The organism is Bacillus sp. M13(2017), from assembly GCF_002218325.1.
In the GTDB taxonomy this organism is placed as follows: Bacteria; Bacillota; Bacilli; order Bacillales; family Bacillaceae_G; genus Bacillus_A; species Bacillus_A thuringiensis_K.
Window position 1 is genome coordinate 56,909 of the sequence record NZ_KZ268518.1, and the last position, 17,038, is coordinate 73,946.

Sequence of the window (17,038 nt, forward strand, 5' to 3'; positions counted from 1 at the left end):
GTTACTGTAAACGGTTTGCTAGTAAAATTTACACTAAATTTACAAAGAGAAGAAAAGTTTACAATCCCTTAAAGAAACAGCTGTATTTTATTGGTTTACCTCTTATTTAAATCTTAATTTTGTAAAGAAATCACACTTTTTAGAATAATATTGTTCAGTCGAATATCAAGGAAAGCGTCTGCGAGTTCATCGTATATTTTTTGAGGAAAGTTAAAAAAATATGTAGGAAAATGCATGTAGTTTTATAATAGCAAAGCGAGGAAAAACAATTTTTTTAACACGATAAAAAAGCCACTGAATTATCCAGCAGCTTTTTCCGTGTTTTTATCGCCATGCTTTTGTTTTCTTATGCTTGTAATGTAAATGAAGAGAAAAGCAATAAGTAATAGAGAGGAGTAACGATATACAGTTGCATAGTTTGTAAAGTGAGCAATAAATCCAAATATAATTGCTCCAGCGCCTATTCCAAGGTCAAATGCGGAGAAAAATGTAGCAGTTGCTACGCCGCGTCGATGGGGTGCTACGCGGTCAATCATCCATGCTTGTAGTGCAGGTTGGATCGCTCCAAAACCACTTCCGTAACATGCTGCAGCAATAATTAAGCTCGGAATTGTCGTCGTATACGACAATAAAATAATGCCTGTAAACGTTATAATAACTCCCGGAATGATGACGAATGTATGCCCTTTCGCATCATATAGCTTTCCAGAGAATGGACGAGTCACAGCGATTGCTAGTGCGTTACATAAAAAGAAGAGACTAATATCAGCTATGCCGACTTCTGTAGCAAATAGTGTGATAAAACTTCCGATTCCTCCGTACATTAATGTAATACATAATATTAATAATGAAGGAAGTAAAGCTTTACGCTCAATAAATCCATCGAGAAAAGTACTAGATGATTGTTGTGGAGGCTGTTTCGTTTTTTGGATTTGAAGTAGTTTCGTTAATATTAATGAAACAATTGTGCACGATAATGCACATAAAAAAAGAATTGTGAAATTATATGTTTGCATAAGCCATAGTCCGATAAGTGGACCGAGGGCCATTGCAATTGTTCCAGAAAGGCCAAAATATCCCATGCCTTCTCCGCGGCGAGCTGAGGGAATTAAATCAGAAACGACAGTTCCATATGTAGTCGTTGTAATACCGAAACCAGCTCCGTGTAAAATACGAACAGCAAGCAAGAGAAAGATTGTTGAGGCGAAAAGGTAACTGCCCATAGCGAGTAAACAAATAGCAGTACCGATCATTAAAATGATTTTTTTATTAAATTTTTGCAAGGCGTTCCCAGTTAGCGGTCTAACAAAAAGTGCCGCAACGGTAAACATGCCGACAACAAATCCGATATTGGAACTTGTGCCACCAATTTCTTTCACATAAACAGGTAAGGTTGGAATTAACATTTGAAACCCTAAAAACATACATAAGTTTGCAAAAATTAAAGCAACAAACTCTTTTGTCCATAACGGCTCTCGTTTTACGAGTATTGCTTCTCCCATATATTCATCCCCTATATAAAATTTTCCCGCTATTAACGGGCAGTAAAACTCCCACCTCAAAATCGGACTGGAGCAAAGAAGTTAGGTGGGAGATCAACTGCCCGTAAATGCCCGATTGGTTCAACTAATAATCAGTGGGGGATGAACCCTCCCCTCACTGATTAAAGTTTCACTTTATCTCTTTTCTTTCGAGTATATGTATTGGCCAATGAAACAGTCAAGGAAGGTGTCTTGAAAACGGATAACAATTTTTAAGATGAAAAACTGACAAATTTGTGTAAAAGCTACACAACTATGAAAAAAAGATGTAAAGTATAGATGTATAGACTTGTAGGTGTTAAGAATGATAGAAATTATTTTTTCTTTAAAGAAAGCGGATTCAAAAGAGTAGTGAACAAGAAGGGGATATATACTTTTTCACTACATATATTTGAAAAGGTTTACAATATGATGAAGAAAGAGGCGTGTACATATGAGACGATTAGGTATTTCTATTTATCCAGAACATTCAACAGTAGAGAAAGATAAGGAGTATTTAACATTAGCAAGTAAATATGGATTTACACGTGTGTTCACATGTTTATTATCTGTGGATGGAGAAAAAGAGAAAATTATAGAAGAATTTAAAGAAACGATCTCTCATGCGAATGCATTAGGGTTCCAAGTATTAGTTGATATTAGTCCATCTGTTTTTGAACAATTAGGTATTTCGTATAATGATTTATCATTCTTCCATGAATTAGGTGCGTACGGTATTCGTTTAGATGTCGGTTTCTCAGGATTAGAAGAATCAATTATGACTTATAATCCGTATGGTTTGAAAATTGAGATTAATATGAGTAATGGTACGAAGTATGTAGATAACATTATGAGTCATAGACCAAATCGTGAAAATTTAATTGGTTGTCATAATTTTTATCCGCATCGTTATTCAGGGTTATCATACGATCATTTCATTAAATGCTCGAAACAATTTAAAGATTACGGTATGAGAACGGCTGCTTTTATTTCATCATTTGATGCAACATACGGACCTTGGCCAGTAACAGAAGGGTTATGTACATTAGAGCAGCATCGTGAATTATCGATGACAACACAGGCGAAGCATTTATTCGCGACGGAATTAATTGATGATGTTATTATTGCAAACGCATATGCGTCAGAAGAAGAATTACAAGCACTAAGTGCATTAAATAAAGAAAAACAAGCATTTGATATAGAACTATATGATACAACGACAGAACTAGAAAGAATTATCGTATTAGACGAACCACATTTTTATCGAGGAGATGTATCTGAATATATGATTCGTTCTACACAAAGTCGTGTGAAATATAAAAAAGAAGAGTTTAAACCTCATAATACGCGCGAAATTAAGCGTGGAGATTTATTAATTGACAATGAGCAATATGGCCAGTATAAAGGTGAATTACAAATTGCATTAAAAGATATGGTGAATACAGGAAAAACAAATGTAGTTGGTCGAATTGTAGAAGAAGAGATTTTCTTACTAGACTATTTACAAGCATGGGATAAATTCGGATTCACATTAAAGAAATAGAGAGAATATAAAGGGGAAAAACTACTGATTTCAGCAGCGTTTCCCCCTTTATATATAAAGAGCGAGAGGAAGAGCTATGACAAAGGTGCATCAGCGATTAATTTCTATTTTAGCGGAATTTTTAGAAGAGAAATCGATGTTAAATCGAGCTTTTTTAGCGGGCCGTTTACATGTATCAACGAAGACGATTCAAAAGGATATAAAATTATTAAATGATATATTGGAAGAAAACGGAGCGAAAATCGAATCGCAAAGAGGGAATGGGTACGAATTAGAAATTATACAAAAGAAGAAATTTGAAGACTTTTGTGTGAGTCTATTTCAAAAACAGACGGAAAAGATTCCAACTTCTTATGAAGAAAGAATAGCGTACATTCTGCAGCGTGTTTTAATGACAGAGGAATATGTGAAGCTTTCAGAATTAGCGGAAGAGATGTATGTGAGCAAATCAACGGTCAATTTAATTATGAAAGATGTTACAGATATATGTGGTCGCTATAAATTACAAATTGAGAAGAGACCGTATTATGGTATACGTATTGTTGGAGAGGAATTTAATATTCGTTCTTGTTTATCACAATATGGTTTCCCGCGTTATGACCATACTCCGTTTCATGAGCAATTTGAGCAGACGGAGACATATTTATCGCTACCTCATATATCACTCATTCGTTCAATTATATTAAAGTATATTGAAGGCGGAACAATATATTTATCTGATATAGAAATTGATAATTTAGTCATTCATATTGCAATTGCATTAAAGCGTTGTCAAAGTCAACATTATATGAAAGGACTACATGCGGAGCAATCAGAACTTATAATAAAGAAAGAATATACAATTGCGAAGCAGATTTTAGGAGATTTAGAGAAAGAGTTAAAATTTTCATTTCCAGAAGAAGAAGTATTATATGTGACGATGCATTTATTAAGTACTGCTGTTACAACGAGAGGTCGCTATGAAAATGTAGAAGAGCTATTAGGGAAAGATATATATGCATTTATGCAACATATTCTTTTTAAAGTAGCGGAAGAACGGAATCTTATTTTTTATTATGATGAAGAATTATTATTTGGATTTGGTATTCATTTAAAAACGTTATTAAATCGTTTGAAGTATAAATTAAATACGAGGAATCCTCTTTTGGCAGAAGTGAAAAAGAATTATCCGTATGCTTTTGAAGTTGCGGTTCTTGTTGGAGATATCATTGGTGAATATATGGGTGAATCGATTCCTGAAAGTGAAATTGGTTATATTGCAATTCACTTCGGCGGAGCGATGAGCCGTTTGCAGGAGCAGAATCAAAAGAAAAGATGCTTATTAGTTTGTGCGACTGGTCAAGGAAGTGCACAACTATTAAAATATAAAATTTTATCACAGTTCCGAGATAAATTAGAGATTGTAGGTATTACAGGCTATTATCAATTGAAAGTAGAAGATCTTTATAAAGAAAAAATAGATTGTATTATTAGTACGATTCATATACCGAGTGGCTTGCCTGTTCCAGTTATAAAAGTGAATTCAATATTTGATGATAAAGAGATTAAATCGATTGGTCAGCGATTGTTTACGCATGTGAATACTAGTGTGCAGCCTTATATTAAGGAAGATTTAATCTTTTTAAATCATAGTGCTTCTACGAAAGAGGATGTTATTCAGTTTTTATGTGAGAAAGCTGCTGAGAAACGCTATGTACCAAAAAACTTTTATGCTTCTGTTATGGAAAGAGAAAATACGTCTCCGACAGCGGTTGGGAATTCAGTTGCAATCCCGCATCCGATGCAGTTATTAAGTGAGGAAACTTTTTTGATGTTTTGCACACTTGAAAAGGCTGTTGATTGGGGAGATAAAAAAGTACAAGTAATTATTTTATTTAGTGTAAAGCGCAATAATAATGAAGATTTGCAAAGGCTTTATGATTTTTTATATGATATTATGTCTAGTCAAACTACGATAGAGAAACTTACTCAGACCGAGTTAATTGAAGATTTTCAAGAGATTTTATTATCATTTTGAAAAAGTATATAAAAACTTCCGTTACATAACGGAAGTTTTTTATGTTTAATTGTATGCGTTTTCATAATAAGATAAAAACATAGAAAACATATAGCTTGGGGGAATTTAAAATGGCTGATATGCAAACTCCATTTGCATTAATTTTACATGGTGGCAATGCGAGAAGTGCGGCGCTTGAAGCAATTGCTTTTGCAAGACAAGGAGATTTCGGGAATGCCAGTGAAAAGATGAAACTTGCTAGTGAGGAAATTTCATCAGCTCATCGCATTCAAACGGATTTAATTCAAGAAGAGGCAAGAGGAAATCATGCAGAAATCAGTTTACTGTTAGTGCATGCGCAAGATCATTTAATGAATGCAATTACAGTAAAAGAACTGGCTGAAGAATTTATTGCTCTTCATAAACGAGTAGAAGAGAAAGTGACAGTATAAGATGTACATTTTATTATGTTGTGCAGCAGGTATGTCAACGAGTATGGTCGTAAGAAAAATGCAAGAAGAGGCAAAGAAACAGGGGAAGAATTATAAAATTAAGGCAGTTGATTCAGAACTAGTGAAGCTTGAAATTAAGGAAGCCGATGTCGTTTTAATTGGCCCACAGGTGAAATATTTATTTCCAGCTGTAGAGTTTCTTGCAAATTCATACAATATACCAGTTGCGATCATAGACCAACGAGATTATGGAATGTGTGATGGTTTGAAAGTGCTTAAGCAAGCGGAACAATTAGTTTTAGCATAATTATATCTTTTTAAATATAAACATTATAATGTTATAAAGTTTATTTCATTCTTTTATAGTAGAGAGGAAGAGGAGGGCTATTGATGAATGGGTTTATGAGTTTTATGGAACAAAAGATTATGCCAACAACGCAAAAAATTGCAGGACAACGACATTTATTAGCAATTCGAAACGGGGTTATTTCTACATTACCGTTAACGATTGTCGGATCATTTTTCGTTATCTTTTTAAATTTACCAATTGATGCATATATGGAGTGGATTGCACCGTTTCGCCATATTTTAGATATTCCGTTCCGATTTACAGTAGGTTTAATGGCGTTATACGCAGCATTTGGGGTAGGAGCTTCACTCGCAAACTTTTATCAGCTCAATCAGTTAAGTGCAGGGTTGTTATCTGTACTCGCCTTTTTACTAGCATCAGTTGAACCAATTCAAATTACGAAAGCTGTACCAGGTGTTATTGATGCAGGTAGATACATTTCAGTAGGAACATTAAGTGCAACATCTTTATTCGGCGCAATCGTTACAGCATTAATTGCAGTAGAAATTTACCACTTTATGATTAAGCATAATATCTCGATTAAATTACCAGACAGTGTACCACCAGCAGTTTCAAATTCGTTTGCAGCATTAATTCCAACTTTAGTCGTTATTCTTTTATTCTGGGGTATTCGTTACGGTTTAAAATTTGATGTAAATACAACAATCACATATTTAATCGCACCACTAAAATCAGTATTAGTAGGAAATAATTTATTCGGCGGTTTATTAACAGTATTCTTAATCGTGTTCTTCTGGTCATTCGGTATACATGGCCCTGCGATTTTAGGACCGATTATTCGTCCAATGTGGGATTCAGCAATTCTTGAAAATATGGAAGTGTTCACGGCTACAGGAAATGCACATCAGTTACCAAACTTATTTACAGAGCAATTCATTCAATGGTTCGTATGGATTGGCGGATCAGGTTCAACGTTAGCTTTAGTCATTATGTTTATGTTCTCTAAATCTAAGTTCCTAAAAGAGTTAGGGAGATTATCATTCGTACCAGGTTTATTCAATATTAACGAACCAATTATTTTCGGGGCACCAATTGTAATGAACCCAATCTTAATTATTCCGTTCGTTATTACACCGTTAGTGACAACGACAGTATCATATTTCGCAGTTGTTTCAGGTATGATTCCACTTATGATGGCGAAACTGCCATTTACGATGTTAGCACCGATTGCAGCGGTGATTAGTACGGACTGGACAATTATGGCTGGTGTACTTGTACTTGTTAACTTTGTTATCTCATTCGTTATTTACTATCCATTCTTCAAAATGTATGAGAAACAACAATTAGCAGGAGAGGAGAAAACAGAATGCTCGGAGCAATTATCATCTTAATTACATTCGTGGTCGGACAGTGTATTGCCCATTATTCGAAATGGGTACAAAGTAAATCTTTATTAGTGTTACTACTCGTATCAGTTTTATTTATCGGTTGTTCAATGGGTGCATATGTAATGTTAGGATTGCAATCACCGTACGTAATTATTGTACCAACGATTTTATGTGCAACTTGTTTATCTGCAAAATATAGATTTACGAGCATAGCATTAATACAACGTGTGAAGGAGATGCAAAAGCATGGAGCGTAAATTAGGAATTTCACTTTATCCAGAACATTCAACGAAAGAAAAAGATATGGCATACATTTTGGCAGCGGCACGCCACGGTTTTTCAAGAATACTCACATGTCTATTATCTGTGAATCGTCCGAAAGAAGAAATTGTAGCTGAATTTAAAGAAATTATTAATCATGCAAAAGATAATAATATGGAAGTTATTTTAGATGTAGCTCCGGCAGTATTTGATCAACTTGGTATTAGCTATAGCGATCTATCATTCTTTGCAGAGTTAGGTGCAGATGGTATCCGTTTAGATTTAGGTTTTGACGGACTAACTGAAGCGAAAATGACGAATAATCCGTACGGTTTAAAAATCGAGTTAAATGTAAGTAACGATATTGCATACTTAGAAAATATCCTTTCGCATCAGGCAAATAAACTAGCTTTAATTGGTTGCCATAACTTTTATCCGCAAAAATTTACTGGTCTTCCGTATGATTATTTCATTCGCTGTAGTGAACGCTTTAAAAAACACGGTATTCGCACGGCAGCATTTATTACGTCACATGCAGCTAACATCGGTCCATGGGATATTAATGACGGATTATGTACGCTAGAAGAGCATCGTAACTTGCCGATTGAAGTACAAGCGAAACACTTATGGGCGACAGGGCTTATTGATGACGTTATTATCGGAAATGCCTATGCGAGTGAAGAAGAGTTAGAGAAACTAGGAAACTTAAATCGTTACATGTTACAGCTAAAGGTAAACTTTGTAGACGAAGCGACTGAAGTAGAGAAGAAAGCGACACTGCAAGAATTACATGTAAGACGCGGCGACATAACAGAATATATGGTGCGTTCTACAGAAGTACGTAAAAAGTATAAAGACTATGACTTCCCAGTGCGCGAAAGTGTATTACAGGAAAGAGGGCAAGTTGTAATTGGAAACAACTCATTTGGTAAGTATAAAGGTGAACTTCAAATCATTCTAAAAGAAATGCCGATAGATGAACGGAAAAATATTGTCGGTACAATTGCAGAAGAAGAGTTATTCTTACTAGATTATGTAGGAGCTTGGACACAGTTTACTTGTGTGGAATAGGGTAGGGCAGGAGAGGATGCTATGACATCCTCTTTTTTCTGTTGAAATAGTAATCTCTCGTATATAGAATGCAAAGAGATAGATTTAATTTAGACGGGAGAGAAGGAGATGGAAGGGTATATAGATGATTTATTAAGGCGGATAGCTGATGAAGAGACAGATATATGGCATCGTGCGTATGATGAAGCAAAAGCGTTAAATGACTTATTAATTTTTCCTTATTTATAGGGGAAGTTAAGCAAAGCAAAAAAGGTATCTATGAAGAAAGATATTTATTATTTAATGACGAAACTTGCTATTAATACGAAAGAAATTTGTATTGCAGATTATCTTATAGATTGTTTGGAATATGAAGACAGTCCGACTTTGTTAAGTGAATTGCTTAGTAATATTTATACATTACCAGTAGTAAGTAGTACAAATAAAATTATTCCTTATATTTATCATAAAAACGATAGTGTTCGTTTTTTACATAAGTTTGTTGATCGTGAAGAAGTTTTAAAGACATTTGATAAAGTGTACAAAAAACGAGGGAATTTATTTATGTCAGAGCGAAAGTGGCTTCGAGACAACATTGCTTACTTTCAAGAGAAAGATAGAATGTGAGAATCATAAAAAAAGAGTCAGCCTCAATAATAAGACTGACTCTTTTTTATATGGTAACTAGTTTAATACTTTAACTGTAACTGTTTTACGTCCCCAGTTACTAGATGTGCCTTTATCTGGCATTAAAACATCGATTTTATTTCCTTTAATAGCTCCACCAGTATCACCAGCGATTGCTACTCCGTAACCTTCAACCCATACTTTTGAACCTAATGGAATGACACTTGGGTCAACTGCAATAAGTTTCATGTTTGGATTAGCTGTTAAGTTGTGACCTAAAGCTGATTTTACTTGGTCGCCTGCTTTATAACCATTTTCAAGTGGATCTGCTGTGTAAGCAGTTGCTACAACGCGTAGTTCACGAGAAGATGATGGTGCACTTGTTTCAGTTTCTTTTGCAACAGGTTGTTGTGTAGCAGGTTTTTGAGCTTTAGCCGCTTCACGAGCTTTAGTTGCCTCTTGAGCTTTAGCTGCCTCACGAGCTTCAGCTGCTTCTTGAGCTTTAGCTGCTTCACGAGCTTTAGCTGCCTCTTGAGCTTTAGCCGCTGCTTGAGCTTCAGCTGCTTCTTGAGCTTTAGCTGCTTCACGAGCTTTAGCTGCTTCTTGAGCTTTAGCTTCTGCTTGAGCTTCAGCTGCTGCCTGAGCTTTAGCTGCTGCCTGAGCTTTAGCTGCTTCACGAGCTTTAGCTGCTTCTTGAGCCTTAGCTTCTGCTTGAGCTTCTGCCGCTTCACGAGCTTTAGTTGCTTCTACTGCTTTAGCTTTTGCTTGAGTTTCAGCTACTTCCTGAGCTTTAACTGCTTCACGAACTTTAGCTGTATCTTGAACTTGAGTTGTTTTTTCAACTTTAGCTACTGGTTGAACTTTAACTGGTGCTTTACCTGTTAAGTAAGGAACATGAACATAAGCTGTTTTTCCGTTATATTCAAATTGAATCCAATCATTTTGTACTTGGTGTGTTGTTTCAATTACATCATCTTTTTTCAACTTACCAAGAATCTCTGAGTCTGTGTTTGCTCCAGCACGTACGTTTAATACGTTTGCTGTTACGTAGTAAATGTCTTTTGTATAGTCAGCGCTTATGAAAGCTTCTTTACCGCTATTCAATTGAACTTTTGACCAACCATTTTCTGTATGTAAAACATTTACTTTATATCCATCTAATAATTTTCCTACAACTTTTGATTCAGTAGTTGGGTTTTCTCGTACGTTTAGTACGTCAGTCGTTACGATTGTTTCTGCTTTAGCAGATGTTGTGAAAATCCCAAGACCAAAAACCGCTGCTGTTGCTATACCCATAAATTTTTTCATAATAGCCTCCATTGCATTTGTTTTCGTTGACCTCATTATAGCAACCATTATTTTCTTATTTGCGAAAAACATAAAATTACAAAGCTTTCGTAACGGGGCATTAATATTCTGTAACAATTCCATAAATATCCTGATAGCGCTTCCTTGTTGTTTTTTGGCGTATTAGGGCATATGAAACACAAAATGAGTAGCATTTCAATTACTGTAACGTTAATAATGTTACAGTAATATTTCTTGATGATATCTATGGTATTACAAAAGTAGCGTATTTTACTGTTTGAATGGAAATTTAGTTATGAAACGATAATCTTTTTAGGCGTGAAAATATATAAATGAGGTGAAATTTAATAAAATATCGATATAATTGTTACAAAATCAGTCGAAGTATGGAAAAAATTACGCCTTGATTTTCGTCTGTTACATAGTATTTTTGCAATAATAGAATTAGATAATAGCCTTAGTACCTATAAATAATGAAGAGTATTAGAATGATAGTTGTAACGTGAAACATATATAATAGAAGAAACTCAATTTAGTAGATGAATAAAAAACGTAGGAGTTTACACTCCTACGTTTTTTATTCATATCGTAAACATTCAATTGGATCCAGTTTTGCAGCTTTGTTAGCTGGTAGTAGACCGAATATAATACCAATTAACATAGAGATACCTACTGCAAGAAGTCCAAGTTCTTTTGAGACAACGAGTGGCCATCCGGCAAAGATGGAGACGATCCAAGCGAAGAAGATGCCGAGCATGAATCCGATGAAACCACCTAGTCCTGTTAAAATACAAGATTCAATTAAGAATTGTGTTAATACTTTACCACGCGTTGCACCAAGTGCTTTACGAATACCAATTTCACGTGTACGTTCTGTTACAGATACAAGCATGATGTTCATTACACCGATACCACCAACAAGTAAGGAGATAGCAGCAATACCACCGAATACCATTTTCATCATACCGATAGATTCGTCTAATTGCTTCGTAAATTCACCTAAGTCCTGTGCTTTGAATTTATTTTCAAATTTAGGAGATTTCATTTCGTTTAAAACAGAAACGGCTTGTTTTTCTACACTTTTACGCTCTGTTGGGGAGGTCATTGTTAATTTTACAGAGTCATACTCAGTTACTCCTGAAATGACAGGGACATTTTCAAGTGACGTATACCCTTCAGCCATAGCCATTCCGAATTCATTTTTCGTTTCGTACACACCGACTACCTTATACGGCTTTCCTTTTATATCAGTGTATAAATTTGATTCCCAACCATTAAATAATTTATTGAAAGCTTCTTCATTTAATATAACAGCAGGAATTGCTTGTGTTAATTCGCTGTCGTTTAATTCGCGACCGTGAACTAATTTTATTTTCGAATCTGTCATGAAGTCGCCTGTTCCACCTATTAAATCAAGCGAGACATCTTTTGAACCAGAAGCTGCTTTTACTTTCATACGTACATCTGGATACACATCCTTAACGCCTGGAACAGTTTGAAGACGTTTTAGCATATCAGCTGTAATTTTGGCAATATCTGTTCCATAGTCAGAGTTATCGTAGTAAATCGTTATTTCATTATCTTTTCCTTGGCCTAATTCTTTTTTAAACTTTGCGTTTGTACCATCACCCATTGAAATGATAGTAATGATAGCGCTAATACCGATAATAATACCTAACATCGTTAAGATAGAACGCATTTTATGAGCAAAGATAGAGGAAAGGGCCATGCGTATATTTTCACTCGTGTTCAAAATTAACCTCTCCAATCTTGGACGATATTTCCGTCACGAATTACAATTTGACGTGCTGCAGCTTCTCCAATTTCACGATCGTGGGTAATCATAATGATTGTTGAGCCTTGTTTGTTTAATTCGTAAAAGAGGTCCATAATTTGTGTACTCGTTTTCGTATCAAGTGCTCCCGTCGGTTCATCGGCTAAAATGAACTTTGGATTATTTACGATTGCACGTGCAACTGCGACACGCTGTTTTTGTCCACCTGATAATTCGTTCGGTAAGTGAGTAGCACGATCAGCTAAACCTACTTTTGTTAAAGCTGCTAGTGAGCGTTCACGTCGCTCTTTTTTATCAACACCTGCATAAATAAGAGGCAATTCAACATTTTGCATTGCTGTAAGTCTCGGTAATAACATAAAGTTTTGGAATACGAATCCGATTTCTTTATTACGGACATGTGCAAGTTCTGTTTCAGACATGTTTGAAATGTTTTGTCCAGCCAGCTCGTACGTACCTGTCGTCGGTTTATCTAAGCAACCGATAATGTTCATTAATGTTGATTTACCAGAACCAGAAGGTCCCATAATAGAAGTGAATTCTCCTTGGTTCAGTGTTACGTCAATTCCATGTAATATTTGAACGGATTCTGTACCATTTTGGAAGGATTTCGTGATGCCTTTTAAGTTAATCACTGGGCGACAACCTCCATACCATCTTTTAAGTCTTTTTCAGGTTTAGAGATAATTTCCTCGCCTTTTTTCACTCCAGAAACTTTTGCTTCGCTATCAGTTTCGAATTCAACAGTAACTGCTTGTTCTTTCGCTTTACCGTCTTTTACAACGAAGACAACATTTTTATCACCTTTTTTCACGATACTGCTTTTCGGAACAATTGTACCAGTTGCTTCGCCAGATTTACTTGTTACGTAAACGTGGAAGCCGTTTTGTAGTTCGTCACTATTATCTAATGTGACAGTGAATTGATAGTTAGAAACAGTTTTATTTTCATCCATGCTCTTTAAAGGTGTAGAACCGATTTCTGTTACTTTTCCTGTCCAAGTCTTACCAGCGACAGTTTTTGATGAAACAGTTACTTCTTGCCCAACTTTCATACTAGCAAGCTCATATTCAGAAAGTTGACCTTTTACTTTAAATTGACCAGCGTGACGAAGAGTAATTCCGCTCATACCTGTTTTTTCGTCAGCAGTTTTTACGATATCATCAATTACGCCATCAGCAGGACTTGTTACAGAAAGAGTGTTTACTTTCTCTTTTGCTGCTTTAATCATTTCATCAGCTTTTTCAACTTCAAACTTTTTCATTTCAAGTTGTGATTCTAATTGCCCAACTTCAACTTCTGATGCTTTTAATGCTTCAGCAGGAAGGCCTGCATTTTTATCTTTTTGTAATTTTTGTTTCGCTGCATCAATTTGTTTTTGGAACAATGTTACTTCTTTTTGTGCGATTTTCTTTTGCATTTCTGCTTCTGTTATACCTTGTTTCGCAGTCGGATCATTGTATTTAAATAGAAGCTGACCCTTTTTCACTTCATCGCCTTTTTTAACAGCTAATTCATATGTTCCTTTTGTTGGATCGAATGAAATAGTTTCAATTCCATTTGGAATAACTTCGCCACCAAATTTTTGCGCGTTTTGGATTTGTTTTTCAGTTACTTTATATCCGCTATATGCCATTGCTACTTCTGAACCGCCACCAGCAAATGCAAAGTATGATCCAGCTGCAATTCCGATTGCTACTACACTAGTAATTAACACTTTATTTTTCTTCTTCATCTATTTATCACCTTTTCGTTCGTTTTAGTATCTACATTAAGTATAGAAGAGGTAAAGAATCTGACAAATCGTTTTAGCTTACAATAACCTTACAGTTTTGTAAGGTATGAATATGTAAATGTAAGGTAGAGGTTGTCCTAGTGTAAGCAAATGAATTGACTCGTCGTTTCTTTCTTACAATAATATTGTATGGAGGAAAGGAGGAAGGAAGATGGAAGCTTATTTTAGCGCGCATCCATTAAAACCGTTTATTCCCTATTCAAGGCAACATGCCATTATATTATTTATTATGTTGGTGGGGATATTTTTCCTATATCAATACCAAGATGTATTACGTCAAAATGAGTGGAATATAACGGTTCGATATGCGATTGCATTTCTATTTATAGGGAGTGAAATTGGACTGCATATGTGGGAGTGGAAAGCAGGGATTTTTGAGCTAGCCACTTCATTACCATTCGAGTTATGTACGATTAGTTTGTTGTTAGCATCGATTATGATTGTAACGAAAAGTTACCGTATATATGAGATTGTATTTTTTACGGGAGTTATTGGTGCATCACAAGCCATTTTAACACCAAATTTGCAATATGCTTTTCCGCATTTTCGTTTCATTGAATATTTTATCGCGCATGTATTGCTCATTTGGGCACCACTCTTTATGACTTGGGTGGAAGGCTATAGACCGACCTTGCAATCTATTAAGCGTACGATGATATTTTTAAACATATTAATTCCGCTTGTTTCGTTTGTAAATTACAAAACAGGCGGTAATTATATGTTTTTAGCTCATAAGCCAGAGACTGCTTCATTACTCGATATGTTAGGACCGCATCCTTACTATATTATTTCATTAGAGCTTGCAGCGCTTATTGGATGTTTCATTTTATATATGCCGTTTGCGAAAAGAGAAGGGCATACGCATAAAGAATCACTAGGATCATAGCCTAGTGATTTTTCGTCTTTAAAATATTTACAATTCAGAAAATTAAGAATAGAATTAAGGGGTAAATTATATATAGAGAGAAGGGAAAACGTGGTCAAAAAAGTTTTTCTAAATGGAATGGAAGTGATGATTCAATTTCTTATTTCGATTTTGGGGATTATTATGTTAGGGGCTCTGCCGAAATTGTTTTATGGATTTAAGCTGGATGTATCAAAGTACATACAGAGTTTAAAAGAAGTGTTTGTGAACTTAATGGATATTTCCAATTTGCAATATGTGAGAGGTAAATTTTTATTTCCGCAGCTGTTCGTCCATTATAAAGAAACGATTATTATTTTTTTAGCTGCTTTTTTTATTTCATTATTTGTAGCATTTTGTATTGTTTATGTAATTATGAATAGTTCACCGCGTATACAACATCGAATTAAATCATTTCTTATCTTCCTAGAATCCATTCCAGATATCCTTCTTATTTTAGTATCACAAATTTTAGTTGTATGGTTTTTTAAACAAACAGGTTTTTTACCTTTTCAAATTGCTTCAATTGGAGGCGAGTCGATTAGGGGGTTGCCAATACTTTGTTTGAGCATTCCGACTACGATTATGTTTGTAAAAATGGTCGTGCTTCGTTTTGAAAATGAACTAGAAAAAGATTATGTACTATTTGCTAAGGCGAAAGGGCTGGGGCGCTTTCATATTTTAAATCGTCATATTTTACGAAATGTGTTGCTTAGTACATTATTCTTTGCGAAAACGAACATCTTTTTTATGTTATCTAATTTATATATTATAGAATGGATTTTTAATACGGGTGGTATTTTTATGTTTTTGAAATCGTATTTCGGTATTAGAGTTGAGGTTTTCATCGTTAGTGTGCTTCTTATATATATTCCGATTTTTATTTTATTTAAATTGTTTCATTATCTCATTCCGGCTGCGATGAAGGAGAGATTATAATATGTGGACGTATATAAAACGTGATAAAAGATTTTGGATAAGCATTGGGTTTCTTCTCTTATTAGTTCTTTTGAGCATCGGAAATACGTTATGGAATGATGGACATATTAGACAAGTTACATTGCAATATGATGCGGATGAAAATCCACAAGTGCCACCGTTTCCACCTTCATTACAATTTTTACTCGGGACAGACCGGAAAGGGTATGACCTGTTACATTTAGTCATTGAGGGCGCGAAGTGGACGATTGGTATATCTATTTTAATTGCGGCACTTAGAATGGTAATAGGTGTGTTTTTCGGTGTCGTACTCGGAACGTATATAAAAAGAGGATTTTCAAAAATTGAGGCTTTCTTTGATAGTTTTACAGTTATTCCGACAGTTATGATTGCGTATTTTTTTCTTCAATCTGCAAATTCATTTGGAAGCGGAGAGGAGACAACAACCTTTTTTGAAAGGGCTTCGTTTCAAGTGGTATTACTTGTACTGCTTGTAATGCCAGTTATTGCACTGTATGTTGCGAAGGAAGTTCGTAAATTGCGAACGGAAGAATTTGTTGATGCCGCGCGCATATTAGGTGGATCGAGAAGACATATTGTTATAAAACATATTTTTCCGCATCTCTATATGCCATTTATACTCGTATTTCTTCAGCAGTTTACGCAGACTCTTACTATTTTACTGCACTTAGGATTACTTGAAGTGTTCTTTGGTGGGACTGTTACGTTTGGTGGACCTATAAAAGAGGTGGAATCTTATACGCATGAATGGTCAGGTTTAATTGGAGTATACTTTAGATCATTAACAGTGCATCCATGGATTCCTCTCGTCCCAATTACATTTTTCGGGCTTACTATTTTTTCAGGAAATATGATTGTAAAAAGTATAGAAGAGGCGATGTTGAAGGTAAGGTTAGGAGGAGAGCTAAAGAAGGATGTTGTAGAAGAGGAACAATCTGTTGTGCAGTCGAAAGAAGAGTTATTTACTTTTAAGCATACGATGTGAAAATAAAGAAAAGAAGCAAGCATGAAATATAATCTGTACCCTTTGTAAAGGACATTTTGAAAAAAGTTAGGCAACATCAAGAAGATGATTTCTGTATCCAACAGGAGTCATCTTTTTTAAATTCCATTGATATCTATAATGATT

At 35.1% G+C, this 17,038-nt stretch carries 16 protein-coding genes and 1 pseudogene; 11 read left to right on the forward strand and 6 right to left on the reverse strand.

Annotation, left to right across the window (positions count from 1 at the left end; all coding sequences use genetic code 11):
* Positions 1 to 299: 299 nt before the first annotated feature.
* Positions 300 to 1,502, reverse strand: a complete 1,203-nt coding sequence (locus tag CGQ22_RS27880; RefSeq protein WP_000503239.1) for an MFS transporter — start codon at positions 1,500 to 1,502, stop codon at positions 300 to 302.
* Between the two features lie 472 nt (positions 1,503 to 1,974).
* Here CGQ22_RS27880 and CGQ22_RS27885 point away from each other — a divergent pair, with 472 nt between their 5' ends.
* The 8 genes and pseudogenes from CGQ22_RS27885 (at position 1,975) to CGQ22_RS27920 (ending at position 9,147) form a co-directional block, all read left to right on the forward strand.
* Complete coding sequence (locus CGQ22_RS27885; RefSeq protein WP_001253356.1) at positions 1,975 to 3,063, forward strand: DUF871 domain-containing protein; 1,089 nt, start codon at positions 1,975 to 1,977, stop codon at positions 3,061 to 3,063.
* A gap of 76 nt (positions 3,064 to 3,139) precedes the next feature.
* On the forward strand, positions 3,140 to 5,080 hold the full coding sequence (locus CGQ22_RS27890; protein WP_089149623.1) for a BglG family transcription antiterminator: 1,941 nt from the start codon (positions 3,140 to 3,142) through the stop codon (positions 5,078 to 5,080).
* A 110-nt stretch (positions 5,081 to 5,190) separates the two neighbouring features.
* Complete coding sequence (locus tag CGQ22_RS27895; RefSeq protein ID WP_000774633.1) at positions 5,191 to 5,511, forward strand: PTS lactose/cellobiose transporter subunit IIA; 321 nt, start codon at positions 5,191 to 5,193, stop codon at positions 5,509 to 5,511.
* A gap of 1 nt (position 5,512) precedes the next feature.
* Entirely contained in the window at positions 5,513 to 5,818 is a 306-nt protein-coding gene (locus CGQ22_RS27900) for a PTS sugar transporter subunit IIB (protein WP_000275642.1), read from the forward strand.
* A gap of 83 nt (positions 5,819 to 5,901) precedes the next feature.
* Positions 5,902 to 7,212: a PTS sugar transporter subunit IIC gene (locus CGQ22_RS27905; protein ID WP_001013060.1), complete on the forward strand. Its 1,311-nt coding sequence runs from the start codon at positions 5,902 to 5,904 to the stop codon at positions 7,210 to 7,212.
* Positions 7,188 to 7,466 (forward strand): hypothetical protein, encoded by a 279-nt coding sequence (locus CGQ22_RS27910; RefSeq protein ID WP_061883800.1) that lies wholly within the window; start codon positions 7,188 to 7,190, stop codon positions 7,464 to 7,466. The genes CGQ22_RS27905 and CGQ22_RS27910 overlap by 25 nt, the downstream gene beginning before the upstream one ends.
* Complete coding sequence (locus CGQ22_RS27915; RefSeq protein WP_089149624.1) at positions 7,456 to 8,541, forward strand: DUF871 domain-containing protein; 1,086 nt, start codon at positions 7,456 to 7,458, stop codon at positions 8,539 to 8,541. The genes CGQ22_RS27910 and CGQ22_RS27915 overlap by 11 nt, the downstream gene beginning before the upstream one ends.
* Before the next feature lie 108 nt (positions 8,542 to 8,649).
* Positions 8,650 to 9,147: pseudogene (locus CGQ22_RS27920) on the forward strand (hypothetical protein).
* 57 nt (positions 9,148 to 9,204) lie between these two features.
* On the opposite strand, the gene entC reads toward CGQ22_RS27920, so the two are convergent.
* The 4 genes from entC to CGQ22_RS27940 form a co-directional block, all read right to left on the reverse strand.
* Entirely contained in the window at positions 9,205 to 10,578 is a 1,374-nt protein-coding gene (entC, locus tag CGQ22_RS27925) for a cell wall-binding protein EntC (RefSeq protein ID WP_139032706.1), read from the reverse strand.
* Positions 10,579 to 11,032: 454 nt separating this feature from the next.
* Entirely contained in the window at positions 11,033 to 12,184 is a 1,152-nt protein-coding gene (locus tag CGQ22_RS27930; protein ID WP_003300097.1) for an ABC transporter permease, read from the reverse strand.
* Between the two features lie 26 nt (positions 12,185 to 12,210).
* Positions 12,211 to 12,885, reverse strand: a complete 675-nt coding sequence (locus tag CGQ22_RS27935) for an ABC transporter ATP-binding protein (RefSeq protein WP_000609108.1) — start codon at positions 12,883 to 12,885, stop codon at positions 12,211 to 12,213.
* Positions 12,882 to 13,985: an efflux RND transporter periplasmic adaptor subunit gene (locus CGQ22_RS27940; protein ID WP_000728827.1), complete on the reverse strand. Its 1,104-nt coding sequence runs from the start codon at positions 13,983 to 13,985 to the stop codon at positions 12,882 to 12,884. The genes CGQ22_RS27935 and CGQ22_RS27940 overlap by 4 nt, the downstream gene beginning before the upstream one ends.
* Positions 13,986 to 14,196: 211 nt before the next feature.
* On the opposite strand from CGQ22_RS27940, the gene CGQ22_RS27945 reads away from it, so the two are divergent.
* From CGQ22_RS27945 to CGQ22_RS27955, 3 genes are all read left to right on the forward strand, one after another.
* The gene (locus CGQ22_RS27945; protein ID WP_089149625.1) at positions 14,197 to 14,931 is read left to right on the forward strand and encodes a YwaF family protein; all 735 of its coding nucleotides are present in this window, start codon (positions 14,197 to 14,199) and stop codon (positions 14,929 to 14,931) included.
* Between the two features lie 90 nt (positions 14,932 to 15,021).
* Complete coding sequence (locus CGQ22_RS27950; RefSeq protein WP_139032707.1) at positions 15,022 to 15,888, forward strand: ABC transporter permease subunit; 867 nt, start codon at positions 15,022 to 15,024, stop codon at positions 15,886 to 15,888.
* A 1-nt stretch (position 15,889) separates the two neighbouring features.
* Positions 15,890 to 16,894 carry an ABC transporter permease gene (locus CGQ22_RS27955; RefSeq protein ID WP_000269956.1) on the forward strand — a complete coding sequence of 335 codons (1,005 nt, stop codon included), beginning with the start codon at positions 15,890 to 15,892 and terminating at the stop codon, positions 16,892 to 16,894.
* A gap of 66 nt (positions 16,895 to 16,960) precedes the next feature.
* On the opposite strand, the gene CGQ22_RS32820 is transcribed toward CGQ22_RS27955, so the two are convergent.
* The coding region (locus CGQ22_RS32820) for an IS3 family transposase (RefSeq protein WP_325835997.1) at positions 16,961 to 17,038 on the reverse strand (78 nt) is incomplete at its 5' end.